15 protein-coding genes are annotated in these 17,717 nt (G+C 39.7%); 3 read left to right on the top strand and 12 right to left on the bottom strand.

Going from position 1 to position 17,717, the window contains the following annotated elements:
- Nucleotides 1-410 precede the first annotated feature (410 nt).
- On the top strand, nucleotides 411-1,052 hold the full coding sequence (gene cbpA / locus IGI44_RS05485) for a cyclic di-AMP binding protein CbpA (protein ID WP_438786799.1): 642 nt from the start codon (nucleotides 411-413) through the stop codon (nucleotides 1,050-1,052).
- Between the two features lie 50 nt (nucleotides 1,053-1,102).
- Here cbpA and IGI44_RS05480 read toward each other — a convergent pair whose 3' ends face one another.
- The 3 genes from IGI44_RS05480 to IGI44_RS05470 form a co-directional block, all read right to left on the bottom strand.
- A complete protein-coding gene (locus tag IGI44_RS05480) occupies nucleotides 1,103-1,603 on the bottom strand; it encodes a QueT transporter family protein (RefSeq protein WP_438786798.1) in 501 nt (166 codons plus the stop codon).
- A gap of 169 nt (nucleotides 1,604-1,772) precedes the next feature.
- Nucleotides 1,773-5,192, bottom strand: coding sequence for a MucBP domain-containing protein (locus IGI44_RS05475; protein ID WP_438786797.1), 3,420 nt, complete (start codon nucleotides 5,190-5,192; stop codon nucleotides 1,773-1,775).
- Nucleotides 5,193-5,496: 304 nt separating this feature from the next.
- Nucleotides 5,497-5,799 (bottom strand): hypothetical protein, encoded by a 303-nt coding sequence (locus IGI44_RS05470; protein WP_438786796.1) that lies wholly within the window; start codon nucleotides 5,797-5,799, stop codon nucleotides 5,497-5,499.
- A 260-nt stretch (nucleotides 5,800-6,059) separates the two neighbouring features.
- On the opposite strand from IGI44_RS05470, the gene IGI44_RS05465 reads away from it, so the two are divergent.
- Complete coding sequence (locus tag IGI44_RS05465) at nucleotides 6,060-7,049, top strand: diacylglycerol/lipid kinase family protein (RefSeq protein WP_438786795.1); 990 nt, start codon at nucleotides 6,060-6,062, stop codon at nucleotides 7,047-7,049.
- Between the two features lie 28 nt (nucleotides 7,050-7,077).
- Here IGI44_RS05465 and recD2 read toward each other — a convergent pair whose 3' ends face one another.
- The 4 genes from recD2 to IGI44_RS05445 all read right to left on the bottom strand — a co-directional run bounded on the left by recD2 (nucleotide 7,078) and on the right by IGI44_RS05445 (nucleotide 12,163).
- Entirely contained in the window at nucleotides 7,078-9,477 is a 2,400-nt protein-coding gene (recD2, locus tag IGI44_RS05460; protein WP_438786794.1) for an SF1B family DNA helicase RecD2, read from the bottom strand.
- 19 nt (nucleotides 9,478-9,496) lie between these two features.
- The gene (locus tag IGI44_RS05455; protein WP_438786793.1) at nucleotides 9,497-10,153 is read right to left on the bottom strand and encodes a histidine phosphatase family protein; all 657 of its coding nucleotides are present in this window, start codon (nucleotides 10,151-10,153) and stop codon (nucleotides 9,497-9,499) included.
- 27 nt (nucleotides 10,154-10,180) lie between these two features.
- Complete coding sequence (gene trmL, locus IGI44_RS05450) at nucleotides 10,181-10,687, bottom strand: tRNA (uridine(34)/cytosine(34)/5-carboxymethylaminomethyluridine(34)-2'-O)-methyltransferase TrmL (RefSeq protein ID WP_438786792.1); 507 nt, start codon at nucleotides 10,685-10,687, stop codon at nucleotides 10,181-10,183.
- A 648-nt stretch (nucleotides 10,688-11,335) separates the two neighbouring features.
- Nucleotides 11,336-12,163, bottom strand: a complete 828-nt coding sequence (locus IGI44_RS05445) for a putative RNA methyltransferase (RefSeq protein ID WP_438786791.1) — start codon at nucleotides 12,161-12,163, stop codon at nucleotides 11,336-11,338.
- A 132-nt stretch (nucleotides 12,164-12,295) separates the two neighbouring features.
- Here IGI44_RS05445 and IGI44_RS05440 point away from each other — a divergent pair, with 132 nt between their 5' ends.
- Entirely contained in the window at nucleotides 12,296-12,931 is a 636-nt protein-coding gene (locus IGI44_RS05440) for a copper homeostasis protein CutC (RefSeq protein WP_438786790.1), read from the top strand.
- Nucleotides 12,932-12,952: 21 nt separating this feature from the next.
- On the opposite strand, the gene IGI44_RS05435 is transcribed toward IGI44_RS05440, so the two are convergent.
- The 5 genes from IGI44_RS05435 to IGI44_RS05415 all read right to left on the bottom strand — a co-directional run bounded on the left by IGI44_RS05435 (nucleotide 12,953) and on the right by IGI44_RS05415 (nucleotide 17,611).
- Nucleotides 12,953-13,399 (bottom strand): NUDIX hydrolase, encoded by a 447-nt coding sequence (locus IGI44_RS05435; protein ID WP_438786789.1) that lies wholly within the window; start codon nucleotides 13,397-13,399, stop codon nucleotides 12,953-12,955.
- A 41-nt stretch (nucleotides 13,400-13,440) separates the two neighbouring features.
- Nucleotides 13,441-14,811, bottom strand: a complete 1,371-nt coding sequence (gene mgtE / locus IGI44_RS05430) for a magnesium transporter (protein WP_438786788.1) — start codon at nucleotides 14,809-14,811, stop codon at nucleotides 13,441-13,443.
- Nucleotides 14,812-15,263: 452 nt separating this feature from the next.
- Nucleotides 15,264-16,166, bottom strand: coding sequence for an RluA family pseudouridine synthase (locus tag IGI44_RS05425; RefSeq protein WP_438786787.1), 903 nt, complete (start codon nucleotides 16,164-16,166; stop codon nucleotides 15,264-15,266).
- A 4-nt stretch (nucleotides 16,167-16,170) separates the two neighbouring features.
- On the bottom strand, nucleotides 16,171-16,974 hold the full coding sequence (locus tag IGI44_RS05420; protein ID WP_438786786.1) for an NAD kinase: 804 nt from the start codon (nucleotides 16,972-16,974) through the stop codon (nucleotides 16,171-16,173).
- The gene (locus IGI44_RS05415; protein WP_438786785.1) at nucleotides 16,946-17,611 is read right to left on the bottom strand and encodes a GTP pyrophosphokinase; all 666 of its coding nucleotides are present in this window, start codon (nucleotides 17,609-17,611) and stop codon (nucleotides 16,946-16,948) included. The genes IGI44_RS05420 and IGI44_RS05415 overlap by 29 nt, the downstream gene beginning before the upstream one ends.
- Nucleotides 17,612-17,717 lie beyond the last annotated feature (106 nt).

Genomic DNA, 17,717 nt, shown 5'->3' with positions numbered 1-17,717 from the left:
GATGCCTCCTGTTAAAAGTTGGACTGGCATCCTTATTCCTATTGATGTATTCATTTTTCTAATAAAAAATGAGTTTGTTTGTCATGCCGTATACCATCCAACTAAGTGAAGCATCCCTTAATCACCTTAGTTTTGATCCTTTAGGTCATGACACGATGCCTCCTGCTAAAAGTTGGACTGGCATCCTAATTCCTATTAATGTATTCTAAGCTAGATTGACTTCGCATCCTCACAAAGTCACATAGTTACATTATCATCTATCCTTTTGTCTGTCAATCTTCCATTCCAACAATAAACGTTTCTTTCGCACCCGTTTTATGGATTGGATTTGTTGCTAAAATAAATTTCTTTCTCTAGCAGAATATGATAATATGATGAAAGAATGAATCGCTTTATTGGAGGGTTATTGGATGTTATTAAAAAGTCTCGTTTATCCCAAAGAGAATTTGACAACGATCAATGAGTCAACGACGTTGCAAGAGGCATTGGACATATTAGAAGGCACCGGTTTTCGCTGTGTTCCAATCCTTGATGAAAGCAATCAAATTTTCCGAGGCAATATTTACAAAATGCACATTTACCGGCACAAAGCAAATGGTGGCGACATGGATCTGCCTGTTACTCATTTGCTGAAAAACGCAACAAAATTTATTTCATTAGATACTTCTTTTTTCAAAATCTTTTTCACAATTAAAGAATTACCATATATTACTGTGTTAGATGAGGATCATCATTTCTATGGTATCTTAACTCACAGTACACTATTAAATATGCTCTCTCAATCTTGGAATATTCAAACCGGGAGTTATGTGATCACTGTTGTTTCTACTGGCAAACGTGGTGACTTAGCCGCAATGGCAAAGATCATCTCGAAGTTTACGACAATCGCCAGCTGCATCACGTTAGATGTTGGTAAAGATTTCAAAGGTCGGCGCACTCTTTTCACTTTACCCGCTGGTGTAGATGAGAATAAAATGAATCAAATTATTGACCATCTTGAACGCAAACATTTTGAAATCCAAGAGGTTGAAGCGCTATCCATGCAAGATTAATCTTTTAAAATAGAAGTTGGCGGTCCTAAAATTTAGGACCGCCGCTTTTTTTATATTTGTTTTGCAAAATTCAAACGCTTATCTAGATAGTACATTATTGGTGCCGAAATCGTCATGATGATCGCTTCGCTTAAGGCCGTCCAACCATACGTAGGCCAAAAAGGTAGCTGTGCTGTCAGATTCAACATCAAGGCTATTAGAAACATGCTGGCACTGAAGAATACCACATTCAAAGCCAAACGAACCTTTGTATTTTTAATGACATTTTGTAAAACAGCTGTCAATGTTAACGCTAGTAAGGTTTGCCCGCCGCCAAAAACGACATCGAGCCAGCCCATACCGAAGATCGCGTTGTAAACGACAACTCCGCCAAAAATGCCCCATAAATATTTTCGATTAAATACAACTAAGTGATTTAAACTTTCTGAGATACGAAATTGAATCGCTCCTGATGCAACTGGTGACACTAAAATCGTTAGCGCTAAATAGAGCGCCATAATAATACCATTGGTCACTACTAAAGTGACGCGTTTTCTTTCTACCATATTCATAATTGTCCTTCTTTCTCCGAGTTTTTTTAAAGCGGGATGGTTGATGAACCGCTGAGAACCTTTTACAGCATACGGTGTTTACTCAAAGAAGTCAACTTTCAGCATGCCCACACAAAAAAATCCAGACAACAAAAAAAGCAGCCCTTTTTTAGCTGCTTTTCTTGAGTTATTACAATTTGAAAAGATAAACTTTTGAATAAGGTGTTGCTGAATAAATGTTTGACATTTTATTTGCTGGGAACGTTTGATGCCAAAAACGATCCTGAGAAGGAGAATTTCCCCAGAAAAATCCGAGATGGCAGTCAGGATTTGGTCGAGAAAAATCTGCTTCAAAATAAATCAAATCCCCTTTTTCTGCTTTCCCTCCTCTTAACATGTCGCTGACTGTTCGATAACTATGGTATTGAACAGTTGGTACTAACGCATCACGCCAATTATAGCCATTACAAGGTCCGCCATATCTATTGGATTTCCGTGTAATATTTGAAAGGTTCCCGCCACCATTTCTTGTCACAGTAGCAATAAAGCCGGTACAGTTCATTCCAGGACCATAACTTGTCGGATTTCCTCGTGGACTCATTACAGATGCATTATTCCCTAGCGTACCTACGAAAGGAGTTGTAAGGTAATACCAATCATTTTGATGCCTCAATAACTCGTTTAAAACTCTACTTTTTGTTGTTCCTAGAAAACTGGAAAGAGTAGGTTTTGATGGTTTCTTTTTGTAAGTATTTGATGTCGGCGATGGTGGTGTGCCCCATTTAGGTACTAATTTGATTTGAATCGCTTCTAAGCGATAACCATATGCTTCCGTTCCCGCGTTCATTCCATTTTTCGCCCAACCTAACCAACCAAAGTTTTGCGCATGCACTCGGTAATAGACATCAAAATACTTAGCAACTTCTCCATTAAGCTGTATTTGAATTGCTTCCAGTCGCTTAGCCTGTCCCGTCGTTCCAGAAACGGCATTATTGTACCTAGAGGAAGACTCCCAGCCAATATTTTGGATATGTGTTCGATACTGAATACCGCCTGTAAGGGTTGTATTTTCCGTTCGAATCTGAATTGCCTCTACCCGTCTCCTTTGACCGCTAGTCCCCGCCGTTTGACCATTCTTCACATAATTCTGCCAACCAATGCCTTGCACGTGTGTTCTATAAGATACTGTTGGTGCTCGTACGAATGCTTTTGGATTGCTTGTTAATTGATTGGAACCTTTTGGCATTAATCTGATTTCCAGTGCTTCCATTCGACAACCCATTCCTTCTGTTCCAGCACTTTCTCCATTTTTCGCCCAACTAAGCCAGCCCAGTGATTGTGCATGAGCGCGATAATAGATGTCAAAATAGTTAGCAATGTCTCCAGTTAGTTTTATTTGAACAGCCTCTAATCTTCTTGCCTGACCAGTTGTTCCAGAAACAGCATTATTGGATTTAAAAGAAGATTCCCAACCAGCATATTGGATGTGCGTTCGATATTGAACACTGCCGGACAATCCGCTGTTTTCCAGTTTGATCTGAATTGCTTCTAATCTTTTCTTTTGTCCATTCGTCCCAGTAATTTGCCCATCTTTTACATATTTTTGCCAACCAGAGGATTCTACATGTGAACGATAAGACAATACTGGCTTCTTCACAAAGGCTTTTGGACTACTGGTTAATTCATTAGAGCCTTTTTTTATCAAGCGAATCTGCAACGATTCTAAGCGATAGGCCAATCCTTCTGTTCCAGCACTTTCTCCATTTTTCGCCCAATCAAGCCAGCCAAACCCTTGAGCATGCACACGATAGTAAACATCAAAATACTTGGCGATATCCCCTGTTAGTTTAACTTGTATCGCTTCCAATCTCTTAGCTCTACCTGTCGTCCCAGAGACTGCATCGTTTGACTTGAATGAGGATTCCCAACCGATATCTTGGATATGTGTTCGATACTGAATGCCGCCATCTAAACTAGTATTCTCTATTCGAACCTGAACACCCTCTAAACGTTTCTTTTGACCGCTTGTTCCTGATTGCTGTCCATCCTTAACATAGTTCTGCCATCCGATCGACTCTACATGTGAACGATATGCTACTGACGGCAGGCGGACAAATGCTTTAGGGCTACTCTCTAACTCATTCTTCCCTTTCTCAACTAATTTAACTTCGATGGATTGTAAACCATAGTCTAGGTTTTCCGTTCCAGCACTTTCCCCGTTTTTTGCCCAACCAAGCTTCCCAAGAGTTTCGGAAGTTACACGATAAAAAACATCATGGGTCTTGGCAATTTCACCTGTAAGGCGAAGTTGAATCGCTTCAAGTTTTTTTCCACTTTCTGGTACTCCGCTCATTTGACTATCAGTTGTAAATTGCTTTTCCCAGCCATCTTGTTTTGTAGCTGTTCGATACTCGATTCCACTATTTTCATCAATGTCCTCTAACTTGACTTCTACTGCTTCTATAGTGTTCTTTTGATCTGTAGATCCAGATAGTTCACCATTTTTCACAAAATCTTGCCAACCTGTCTTCTGAACGTAAGACTTATAAAGAACACTTGGATTATCAACGGTTTTTTTCGCACGTGAAGCGACTTTTTTATAATAGAAAACAATGGTCTGTTCTGTTTCTTGAAATGTTCCTTTTGTTTTCGGTAATCGACTATCATCCAGTAAATAGCCATCAATTTTTAGTTGATACTCTTCGTTACCAACATCATAGCTTTCTCCAATTAATCCGGTTACTATTTTACTTTCGTGGATTTCTTTCTCATTTTCATCTAGGTATTTTAGAGTGATCTCTGCTTTTTCTGGAGCAGGCTCTTTCGAATAAACATCAGAATCCCCATCGGTATTAGTTAATAACTCCGGAATACTTTTAAATGTTTTGCCCTGTTGTTGTCCTTTCCAGATAAATGAGCCTTGCTCTGATTCTTCTTGCGCTTCCTCTTCGTAAGGTCGAAAAATCGAATCAACACCTATAACAATAGTATCTAGTTTGTCGCATTTGTTTAGAAAAGCTTCATTCTCCGTTACTTCTCTCGTATCCCATTTCGAAAAATCTAACTCTTTTAGTGATTCACAGCCCTCAAAAAAATGATTCATCTTTGTCGGTTGTGCGACTTTCAGATTTTCAATCAAATCAATTTCAACAAGCTTCGTTAACCCTTGAAATAAATGGCTCGACTCGCTTCCTAGAGTGACTTCACCTTCGATCTGAATTTTCTGAATTTTATCTTTATAAGATACCCATGGAGATTCACCTTCCGTATCAGCAAGTTTTCCAGCTTGAATAACTAAGGTAAAATCACTTGTAATATGCCAAGCACTATTACCAAACTCTCCTTCAGCAATCCAATCTTTCGTCTGTTCCGTATCTCCTGTCGACTCATCAGTGAGAATGGATTCCTCCGTCTTTTCAGTTGAAGTGGGACTCTCAGGTACTGTTTGTAAGATATCTGCCGTTGATGAATCGGTAGAATCGATTACTGTACTACTTGCTGACGATCCCTGTGAATCATTTTTTGCGACTGCATAAGCAACCGTTCCCGCCAACTGAGAAAACATTAAATAGATAACTAAAACTATGACCAAAAACCTTCTTCTTTTCATAATACTGCCCCCTACATTTTTCATTTTTCCTAGTCTATGCATAACCCTAAAGATATTCAAAAAATAATTATTTACTGCTTAATAAAATGATAACATCATAAATTTTCTTAATCAAATTTTATAAAAACGTTTACACGATATTTTTGGCATTTAGAATACTATAGCTACTTTAACCCCTACTAAATTGAAAGTACTATTTTTAAGTATGGATCAACTTGTTAATTAGACTGCCCATAATTACTTGCTCACTCTAAAGAAAGTGCACTATAAAATATCTTAACAGATGAATAGATACTGGAAACTTCTAAGCTTTTTGTGCTTTTTGAACAAACCATTCAATGATCTTTTTTTCATAGTTCGTCGATTCATACTCAGTGTTTACAGTTGTTCTTTGGTTTTTAGGATTTACTTTCACCACTTGATTCCCCCATAGATAAAGTGATATTTCCTTACTTTCATTTTTAATCTTATATTTTTCAATCAATGGTGCTCGAGTACTACAACATCCGTAGTTCCCAGAAGTCCATCGATCCCTAATAATCGCCTCCCCTTCCAACTCTGCCTTTTTATAGAGCAGTTCTAATTCATCATCGATTCCTAATCGCATTGCTAATTCTCCTTTTTTACAAAACGGTTTTACAAATTAATTGTATCATCTGAGGCTCAAAGGATACAATTTTGATAAACTATCGAGAGCATTTCATTAGTCACGTATCACCAAAATAATGAAGCAAAGAATATTTACGAAAATTAGCCATACTCGTGTGGAAATAGATGTACGCAAATCAGCTTTCCGAAAAAAATGATCAATTTTCTACTGTTCCTTTCGTGACTCTGTTATAATCAGTTTTTGAAAGGATCGAGGACATGAATTTTCACTATCACATTTTAATCAATCCTGCTGCAGGTAGCGGAAACGCGGCAAAGACAGCAGAAAAAATTATCCAGTTGCTTGATGACGGAGATTATACATATACCCCTTACTATACTGAAGAACCTGGCGATGAAAGAGCCATCGTAGACCGTCTCGCAGAATTGCTAAGCCCATGGTCAGATACCTGTGAGAAGGATCATATTGATAATTCCTTTCATTTATTGGTGGTGATCGGTGGCGATGGAACACTTCATCAAGTAGTGAATGAATTTTTTGCTTTAGATCTTCAACTCCCTGTCAGCTATATTCCGGCCGGATCTGGAAATGATTTTGCAAGAGGAATTGGTCTGTCACGTGAACCGGAGAAAGCCTTCGAGCAAATTACGACGGCATTAAAACCACAACCGATCAATGTTTTTCATTACGAGGAAAAAATTCGTGAAGAGCATGGAATCATTTTAAACAATGTTGGAATTGGTTTAGATGCATTGATTGTTGCAACGACGAATGCCTCTACCTCAAAAAAGGTGTTGAATAAATATCATCTAGGATCTGCCTCTTATGCACTGTATTTAGTCAAAGCGATCTTTACACAAAAGACGTTCCCTATTCTAGTAGAACTAAACGGCCAGTCATTGAGTTTTGAACGAACCTTTTTATGCACGACAACAAATATTCCTTATTTCGGTGGCGGAGTGGCGATCGCACCAATGGCTGATCCTAAAAAAGACACGATTGATTTGGTCGTTGTTGAGAAACCAAATCTTCTCGCTATCCTGCGCTTTTTAATTCAGCTTGTTCGAAAAAAACATATGGGAAATAAACACTATCAGCATTTTACTAGCAGTAAAATACGAATCGTCTCCGTCGTTCCTCAGCATGGTCAAGCAGACGGCGAAGACATGGGAGAACGCTCTTTTGATATGAACTTCTCTACAGCCACACAATATATTTGGTACGCAGATAAAAGGACTGAAAAATAAATCCGCGGATTTATTTTTCAGTCCTTTTTTACATGAACATCGCAGGTGTAACATCTTCCATTCCGATCATTGGATCAATTGTTTGAGCGGCAATTAATTTAGGGGTCAGAATTGTCGGTTCATTTATCGTCGGTTGCTTCTCTTTAACAGCTTCAAACGGTTCCGCTTTTGGCTTTTCCGGAATTCCGTTGTTTTCTTTCATGATTCGTTCAATCAATGTTGTTTTTCTTACGGCTGATTCCCGGGTGACACAGGCTTGAAAGGCTTCTTCTTCTCCCAACAAGATTAATAAATCTTTGCTTCGCGTAACAGCTGTATATAATAGGTTTCGTTGCAGCATTCGCGAATATTGTTTAACCATCGGTAGAAGAACCATTTTAAATTCGCTGCCTTGTGACTTATGAATTGAACAGCAATAGGAAAGTTTAATCTTATTCCATTCTGTGCGCTTATAGCTGACCTCATTGCTATCAAACTGGATCACCAGTTCATCGACTTTATCCTCAGATTCCTTTGCTGGAATGATTCCGACAATGATCCCCATGTCGCCATTAAACACATTTAACTCGGGGTTATTAACTAACTGTAGGACTTTATCACCAATTCGATAGACAACATCGTTCCACTGCACTTCTTTTTTTCTGCCGTCATTGGGATTAAAAATTTCCTGCATCATTTTATTGATGGCATCGATTCCGGCTGGTCCGCGATACATTGGTGCTAAGACCTGTACGTCTTGGGCGGTAAAACCTTTTTTCTTCGCACGTTCAACGACCTGCTTGATCACTTCCTCCATCTGAAAAGCATGGCAGGCAATAAACGAACGATCCTGTTGATTCTTTCTAAAATCCTGTGGCAGTTTTCCGTCTTTGATTTCATGGGCTAGAGGAATAATCGATGACCCATCCCCTTGCCGATAAATATCGGTCAATTCCATCTTAGGAATGGCTTCGATCTGCAGTAAATCATGAAAAACCTGCCCCGGTCCAACTGATGGCAGCTGATCCTTGTCCCCTACAAAAATGACTTGCATATTATCAGGGATGGCTTTTAGCAGAGTATTCGCTAGCCATGTATCCACCATCGACATTTCATCAACGATCAGCAAACCGCCATCCAGTTCTTTAGCATCAATATCGGGTGTTTCATCATTGGCATTCAATCCCAGCAAGCGATGGATCGTGCTTGCTGGTAGTCCTGTTGTTTCGTTCATCCGCTTTGCAGCACGTCCTGTCGGTGCCGCCAATAGAATTGGAAAAACAGCCTGCGTGTAATCTTTTGGATCTAGCGAAAGATCATTCAACTCTGCAAATAGTTTAACGATGCCATTGATGACGGTAGTCTTCCCCGTCCCAGGACCACCTGTCAAAATAAATAGCGGAGAACGAATTGCTTCTTTAATTGCCTGATCCTGTGAATCTCCATACGTGATCTTCAATTGCTTTTCAATGATTCTTAGATTCTTATCAATCGCTTTTTGCGAATAATTAATTTCCTTTTTTCGCGCCAATAAACGTTCGATCGAAGAAGCGATTCCCCACTCACTATAAAACAAGGTATTTTCGTAAATCCTTGTTGCTTCTTGTTGAATTTTTTCTTCTTCAACCAATTGAATAATCATAGTGGCAATCTGATCCGGCGCAATCTCAACAGGACGAGTCGTTTCTAAAAGCTGCAAAACTTCGGTCAGCAATTGTTGTGCTTCGACATAAGTATCCCCACTTTGATTGGCGTCCTCATTAACCTGATGAAAAATCGCTGCACGAATCCGTTGCGGACTATCTGCCGCAATTCCTAATTGCTCAGCTAAACTATCTGCTTTTTTGAATCCGATCCCTTCGATATCCTCAACTAATTGATACGGATTTTCTGCGATGACTTCTAAAGCCTCATTTCGATAGGTTTGAAAAATGGCAAATGAAAGCTGACTGCCAAAACCATAGCGACTCAAGCCAACAATAATTTGCTCCATGCCATGATTCTGCCGAATCGTTTCAACAATTACCTTTTGTTTTTTCGCATTCAAATTCGGAACCTGCGCCAATACAGCAGGGTTTTCCATAATTTGATCAATGGCATCTTCACCTAAAACTTCAATAATCTTTTCAGCAGTTATCTTGCCGATACCGGGAAACTTTTCGCTTGAAAGATAGTTGATCAAACCGTTTGCTGAAGTCGGATGCGCCTGCTCATAGCTTTCGACTAAAAATTGTTTGCCATACCGAGGATGGTCGACAAAATGTCCGAAGAAGCGATAATCTTCATCTTCCTGCATATCGCCGAAACTTCCCGTAACAACGATTTCCTTTTCAAGATAATCACTATTGGTCTCACTAACCTTGACTAGCAAGACTTTATAGAAATTACTAGGGTTTTGAAAAAAGATCGCCTTTAGTGTCCCTACGATGTATAGCTGTTCTTCTGACATTTTGCGCCCGCCTTTCTGCCTATAATAAGGAATCTGGTTTGGTCCCTGTACCTTCTAAAAAACTCACATCATTCCACTGTAGCATTTGGTACGGTGGCTTGCTGCTATCAGCTTCTAAAATCGTTAAACTATTATTAAATAGTCCGCCCATTTCACGTAATTCACTTAATGGTTTTCCAGTTAACGCTTGAATCGCCGCTGTTAAGGCGGCACCGTGACCGACAAAAAGTAATGGGCCTTCCTTTGCTTCAGCCACCGCTTTTTCGACTAGATCATTGATTCGCTTCAGCATATCTTCAATCTTTTCTCCCTCAAATGGGGTTGGGTCGTAAAGCTCTAGATGATGGCGTAAATTCACCATATCTTTCGGGTAACGTTCTTCAATGACTGGAATCAATTGTCCCTCTAAAGAACCTAAACCGAGTTCCCGCAAATCCTCTGATCGAACAATTTCAGTCGGATGAGACAATTGCTTATTGATCCCTTCAGCCGTTAAATACGCTCGCTTTAACGTACTTGTATAAATTTTTTCAAAGGGGATATCCTTTAATTCCATACCTAACGCCTTGATTGCCTCTAAGCTTTCCGGCAATAGTGGCGAGTCCCCCATCATTCCTTGGAAACGTTTCTCTTGATTCCAGCGGGTTTTTCCGTGACGAGTAAAATAAAGTTTCATAAAAATCCCTTTCCAAGTCCTTATTATCTAATCTAACTTATCGTTTTCATAATGATGCGTCAATTCCAAATTTGGAAAATTTTGCTGACGCAACGCTTCATAGACCACCAAAGCAACAGTGTTTGAAAGATTCAATGAACGAACATGCTCATCGTTCATTGGAATTCGCAAACATTTGTCCTCATTCTCCCGCATAAATTCTTCTGGTAATCCCGTTGTTTCTTTCCCAAACATAAAGAAGTGATCAGCATTATCTGTATAATCAATCTCTGAGTAGGTCGCATTCGCGAACTTAGTAATCAAATGAAGTTGTTGATTTCCCAAGTATTCAAGAAATGCCGACAGATCTTTGTGATAAGTGATATTCACGTCATTCCAATAGTCCAGACCTGCCCGTTTTAAGTGCTTATCATCCGTTGAGAATCCCAAAGGTTCAATCAAATGTAGCGGTGAGTTCGTTGCCGCACAGGTTCGTGCAATATTTCCCGTATTCGCGGGAATTTGTGGTTCAAATAATACGATATGATTTGTCATGATTATTTCCCTCAATCTAGTTTAAATATTTCATTCAATAAGACGTTCTTATTAAGTAGTTTAAATTCAGAAAAGTGTAACAGACAGGTATCTCAATTTCATAGTGAGGTATTTTTCAAAGAAACGAAAAATATTCCATCTTCGTTTCGCATACGATTCCACTAATCGCGCTAAAGACGCGAAGTGAAACTCGCAGCTATCTCATAAATATAGAAATCATTTTTCCAAAGATCGGAAAAATGAAGCGATTTTCGTACGCATATCATTCTGCTAAACCGCTCGTTAAAAGGTAAGACGTTCACACCTTATATCCTTCTCGAATTAAGCAAAACTGCAAAAAGCAGAACTGACAGCTACCTCAATTTCGTAATGATGTATTTTTCAAAAAAACGAAAAATGCTTCCAGCTCCGTTTCGCATACGATTCCACTAATCACGCTAAAGACGCGAAGTGAAACTCGCAAAAAAAAAACGTACCAACTCGGTGTCTAGCACGGCGAGTCGCTACGTTAGTGAAGCACTTTTCACTAACTTTTATCAGAACAGGAACCTGATAAAAACCAATGAAAAACAACTTGTTTGTACTATAACATCACGAAGTCACAAATGCAACCTTCTATTTTCAGTAATTTGAATGAAAGCGTATTCTCTAATGTCCTTTTAATATTTCAATATCAACCGTTATCGTCTTTAAAGGATTTTTTGCTAAATTGCTTTTTACATCCGCTGAAACCTGCCATTCCAAGGGCGACATTTCTAATAGATCTAAACGATTTTCTTCCGGTATCTGAAATTCATAAGTCACACGTTCACGATGGTCAATATGAAGTTCTTCTGTGAAACGTTGAATTACCGCTTCATTTGAATAGGCTTCTCCATCAGGATGATACACTGCTCGAAGCTCCTTCAGGTATCCAGCTTGAGGAATTACTTTGACTACACATCCATCTGGCTTCATCACTCGCTTAAATTCACGGTAATGTGAAGGAGAAAAAATATTTAAGATCGTATCAAATGATTGATCTGTAAAAGGTAGGTTGGTCAAGTCAGCTACACACCAGAAAGCATCCACCGGTTGATTGCTAGCCAAATAGATTCCCTCTTTGGCGATATCAAAACCGATATTCACTGGATTGGCCTTTAATTGATTGATCTGCTGCAAAAAGCTTCCCTCACCACAGCCGACATCAAGCATATTCCCTAGCTGGATCACGTCCGCGATTTTCTCGATCACTGGTTGATACATGCCCGACCGGATCATCCGTCCACGGGGAGCAAACATTTCGTTGTCATATTCTGTTTTTATCTGATGATCCAAAAAATAGAGCGTCCCTTTTTTTGCTAGATCAAACCGATGCCCATTTACACAAATCAAGCTTTTTTCCTTTTGAGTCATTTCTCGGTGGCATTTTGGACAACGAAATATCTTTTGCTGCTTTTCCAAAAATAAGGCGCCCCGATCAATTTTTTTAAGCATCTTTTCACTTCCTTTTCGCTCTCCTATCATAGCATAGTTCATCTATTCCTACTATCGTCAAGATGTGCTAAACTAGACGTCGTAATCATCACTTTTTATTAAAATGAATGAGCTAAATTGGAGGATACAATCATGATTAAAGAATTTTGCGCAGAAAATTATACCGATATTCCCAAAGCTATCCAAGCTGGCGCTGGACGAATCGAATTATGTGATAATCTCGCTGTTGGCGGAACGACTCCAAGCATGGGCGTAATCGAAGAAGTCTTGGCCTATGCTGGTGAAAAGCATGTACCTGTCATGACCATGATTCGCCCTCGCGGTGGAGATTTTGTTTATAATGATATTGAATTAAAGATTATGGAAAATGATTTGATTCATGCAAAAAATGCAGGGACTGATGGAGTTGTTTTCGGCTGTCTCACTGAAGAAAATGAGGTGGATGAAGAAGCCCTAGAAATGCTGCTGGGCAATAGCGAAGGATTGTTAACAACGTTCCATATGGCTTTTGATGAGCTCTCTAAAGAAGAGCAATTTAAAACCATCGATTGGTTTGCACGCTTGGGGATTGATCGCATTCTGACTCATGGCGGTCCATTGACCGCTTCCATCGAGGATAACTTGCCTCATTTGAAAGAATTAGTCGATTACGCAGCTGGACGGATCATTATTTTGCCTGGTGGTGGCATCACTGCAGATAACGCGGAACGAATTGCAGACGCGATAGGGGTTAGTGAACTTCATGGTACAAAAATCGTGACTATTTAAAAGAGAAGCGACTCGTTTGAGTCACTTCTCTTTTTTTCGTTCTTTGATAAATTTTTCAATGCGGATTAACCAGCGATTTTCCTTAAAACGCAGACGCACAGGATAACGTCTACTTTTATAATCTTTAATCTGACGATGCCTCTCTGGATAAATATTAAGGGGTAAATTTTGAAGATCGAAGAAATTAAACGCCACGTAATCTTGGGATTCCATTTTGCTTTGTGAAACCTGCTCTTTCACCTTATAGACATAGGTCACATCATCATGATGCTCTTTTGTATAAATGCCAATTAAATCTTCAATTGTACTGTCAAATGAAAGCTGCTCCTTAACTAGGCGCTGTATGCCCTCACGCTCATTTTCATTAGGAAGAAGATCGCCACCTGGCAGATCCCAGACTGGCACACCTTGGCGTCGGACTAATAAAATTAGCCCATTACGTATAACAATGGCATAAGCTTTTTTCAAATTTTTTCACTACTTTCAGCATATGTCTTTTTACTCATCAATCATTGTCCGATAAATCGCTCCATAAAGAGGCTTGCAATATTGAAATAAATCAGTACACTCGTCAAATCACTCAAGGTGGTAATGAATGGTCCGCTGGCTACAGCCGGGTCAAATCCTAGCTTCTCCATAATCATTGGAATCCAACTGCCGGCTAACGTCGCGACAGTTATAGCCGCCATCATTGCGGTCCCGATCACAAAACCAAGAATAAAGTTATGCTTCCAAATCCCGACAATAATAAAGATCGTTACTCCGGTTACGAATCCGGTCACTAATCCCGTTAAAATTTCGCCTACAACCAATTTTCCAAAATTTTTCTCATCATCATCAGAAATCGCCAGTCGTCTTACCGCGACTGCAAGGGACTGTGTTCCAGCATTTCCGGCTGTTCCAGTAATTAGCGAGATAAATACTGCCAAGATACTCGCCTTACTAACAAGGGCTTCGTAATGATTGATCAAAGTTGCTGTCGTCATCCCAAGAAATAGTAACGTAATCAGCCATGGCAAACGCCGAGAGGCTGCCTTTACGGGATTTTCATCCACTTCCTCGACATTGACCCCCGCCAAACCAGAGTAATCACTAGCCGCTTCATCATCAATAACATCAATGATATCATCAACCGTTACAATTCCCAATAAATGATCGTCGTAATCCGTTACCGGTAGCGCAAGAAAGTCATAATCACGGAAAGTTTGAGCAACATCTTCCTGATCATCACCAACATGAACAGAAATGACCCGTTCACTCATCACATCAGAAACCATTGTGTCATCATCATTGACGATCAAATCACGCAAAGAAATAACCCCAACTAGCTGATTATCATCATTCACTACATAAGTATAATAGATTGTCTCAGCAATTTGGGCCTCTTTTTTCAAAACATACATGGCAGAGCGCATAGTTTGATTCGCAACAATTGAAACAAACTCGGTGGTCATCAATGACCCCGCTGTATCGTCCTCATAATGGAGGAGCTCTCGAACCTCGTTCGCATGCTCAGAATCCATTAAGCTTAGAAACTTCGCTACTGTCTTTTTATCCAGCTCATTCAGTAAATCCACCGCGTTATCTGTGTACATCTCAGAAAGCATATCTGCAGCATATTGCGGACGCATTTCATTCAAATATTCATCCACATGTTCATCGTCCTCTTCAATGACGTCAAACATATCTGCCAACTCTTTGGGTGATAGATAAGAATAAACGAGTTGACGTTCCTCTTGGCTTAATGATTGATAAAATTGTCCCTGATCATAAAAATGCATTTCCAAAAAATGATCACGGAAAGCCTGTAAATCATTCTGATCCAGTTCCTCCCGTAATTGTTGGAAATGTATTTCTAGCTCTTCTTGGTTTTCATCCATCAATCTCACCTACCTCGTTTTAATGAATTATTTTTTCGTTGAAAAAATAAACCTTTTCTCGTTTCGGATACCATTCTGCTAAACTGCTTGTTTCTTATATCCCTTTTTATTTGTTTTTCTTTACTCATACGCAAATCACTGCTTAAAGCAGAACTGGCAACCTCGCTCATTTTTAAGAATTAATTTTCCCTGGGAAAATTAGTTCGATTTTCGACCCGGATACCATTCTGCTAAACTGCTTGTTTCTTGTATCCCTTTTTATTTGCTTTTCTTTACTCATACGCACCTCACTGCTCAGAGAAGAACTGGCAACCTACCTCGTTTTAATGAATTATTTTTTCGTTGAAAAAATAAACCTTTTCTCGTTTCGAATACCATTCTGTTAAACTGCTTGTTTCATATATCCTATTTATTTATTTTTCTTTACTCATACGTAAAACATTGCTTAATAACTAATTCGTCTGAATCCCTTTTGCTACTTTTAACATATCAGCGGCTAGTGGCAGTTCAAAAGAAAGCTGCTCACGCTTGAAGGGATGAGGGAAAGTTAATGAATAGCAATGTAACGCTTGGCGATCGATTCCTTGATCCATCGCACCCGCGTATAACTCATCACCTAGTAAAGGACACCCAATGGCTGAAAAATGAACACGAATTTGATGCGTACGTCCTGTATGTAATTGGACATCTACCAATGCGCACAAAGCATTTCGTTTCTTCAACCAATATTCCGTTTCCGCCTTTTGGCCGGTTTCGATCACTTGGCGCTTTAATAAGGACGATAAATCTCGACCGATTGGCAACGAAATATTTCCGTGTTCCTTTAGTGTCTCCACTTCACCAGAAACCAACGCCTGGTACTTTTTGATGAATTGTTTTTTTTGCAGACTTTGATCCAGCTTCGCATGGGCAAAGCCGTGCTTTGCGAAAAGCATCAAGCCAGAGGTGTCCCGATCCAAGCGGGTAACGACATGCACCACCTGATCAGCATAACCCTGCTCCACATAATAAGCTTTCACTCGGTTTGCCATGGTTCCTCGAGGATGGTATTGCGCGGGAATAGATGCAATGCCTGCTGGTTTATTGACTACTAATAGATGTTCATCTTCAAAAACGATCTCAATCGGCACATGATCGGCCAATAGTGTTTCATGGGGTTCCTCATCCGGAATCACAACAGTTACAATATCATGGGGCTTTAAAGAAAACAAGACGTTTTGTTCTTCCTCGTTTACTAAAATTTTTCCACCTTGAAATTTGATTTTCGCCAGTAATTTTTTTGAGATTCCTTGGCGTTTTAAGAAGGTTCGTACAAGCGATTCCGTTGGTTCTTGGTAAGTCCATTTGAATTCCACAAAATTAATCCTCTCGAATAAAGGCATCTTTTACTCGATGCCAAAAATGCATGTGCCGAAACGAAGCAAAGTGAATCCGTTCTTCGGCGATTTTATACTTGATCGACGTGATACCCTTTCGATTGATATCCAATTGATCAATAGTAATTAAGTGCTGCTCATTGCTTTTCAGCCGAACATCAATCCATTCATGCGACCCAATGATGCTAGGCGAGCCAAGTGTTCTAAAAACGCGGTTATTCAGTGAAGCAATTTCCGCTAATTGCATCGCATTGATGCTAGGATGGACTACTGCTCCACCAACACTTTTATTATAAGCTGTCGAGCCAGTTGGTGTAGAAATCGCTAAGCCATCCCCTCGAAAACGCTCGAATAACTCTTCTTTAATATAAACATCTGCTACCATCGTACGACTCCCTTTTCGAATCGTAGACTCATTTAAAGCCAAAAAGTGTTTTTGCTCCCCGTCTATTGTTGTTAAGACGACATCCAGTAATGGATAACTCACACTCTTGCCTTGATCACAACTCAAACTATTCACTAATTCAGGCAGTTCATAGTCCCGCCAGTCCGTATAAAAACCTAAATGTCCTGTATGAACACCTAAAAAACGAACCTCATCCAAGCGATGATTGTATCGATGAAATGCCGACAGTAACGTCCCGTCTCCACCGATCGTAATCACCAATTCCGGGTCACGATCTACGATTTCTAAGTCATCCTTATCTGCCAACAGCCCGCGTAAGCGCTGTAGGACTCGAATCGATTTTTCTTCTTGATTATGGATGATTCCGATCCTTAACCCCATGCAATCCCACTTCCTTTTTCTGTTCCTTACGATTGAATACATGTTGTGCTTCTTGAATCTCACCACGAATGCTAGACATTTCCTCATCTAACTGATAGGCTGCTTCAGCCGCACGGAATAAGCGTCTTTGAATATCTTCCGGTATTTGTCCCTTATATTTATAATTCATCGAATGCTCAATCGTAGCCCAAAAATTCATTGACAACGTTCTGATTTGAATCTCTGCCAGCAGCTTCTTCTCGCCTTCTAACATCTGAACCGGGTACTCGATGACTAAATGATAGGAACGATACCCACTGGCCTTTCGATTCGTAATATAATCTCGTTCTTGAATAATCTTCATGTCATTTCGCCGCCGTAAAATATCTACAACTAGCGGAATGTCCTCTACAAACTGGCACATAATGCGCATTCCCGCCATATCAGACATTTCATCTTCCAAACGATTCAAAGGAATCCCTCGAAGTTCTGCTTTGTTAAGAATACTCTCTACCGGTTTCACCCGTCCGGTCACAAATTCAATCGGAACATGATCACCGCTTGTTCGATATTGTTTACGTAATCCGCGTAATTTTATTTTTAGTTCAGCAACTGCTAATTCATAGGGTGCAAGAAATGTTTCCCAATCTCTCTCCATCGCAAATCCCCCGATCTTTTTCCATTCTTACTTATCTTATCATAAACTTTCGATAGAAAGAATTGTCACATTTTTCTTCATTGACAAATATTACAAAATACTAACA

Source organism: Enterococcus sp. DIV0756 (genome assembly GCF_051710745.1).
Lineage (GTDB): Bacteria > Bacillota > Bacilli > Lactobacillales > Enterococcaceae > Enterococcus_A.
This window is presented reverse-complemented; position numbering and strand designations above follow the sequence as displayed.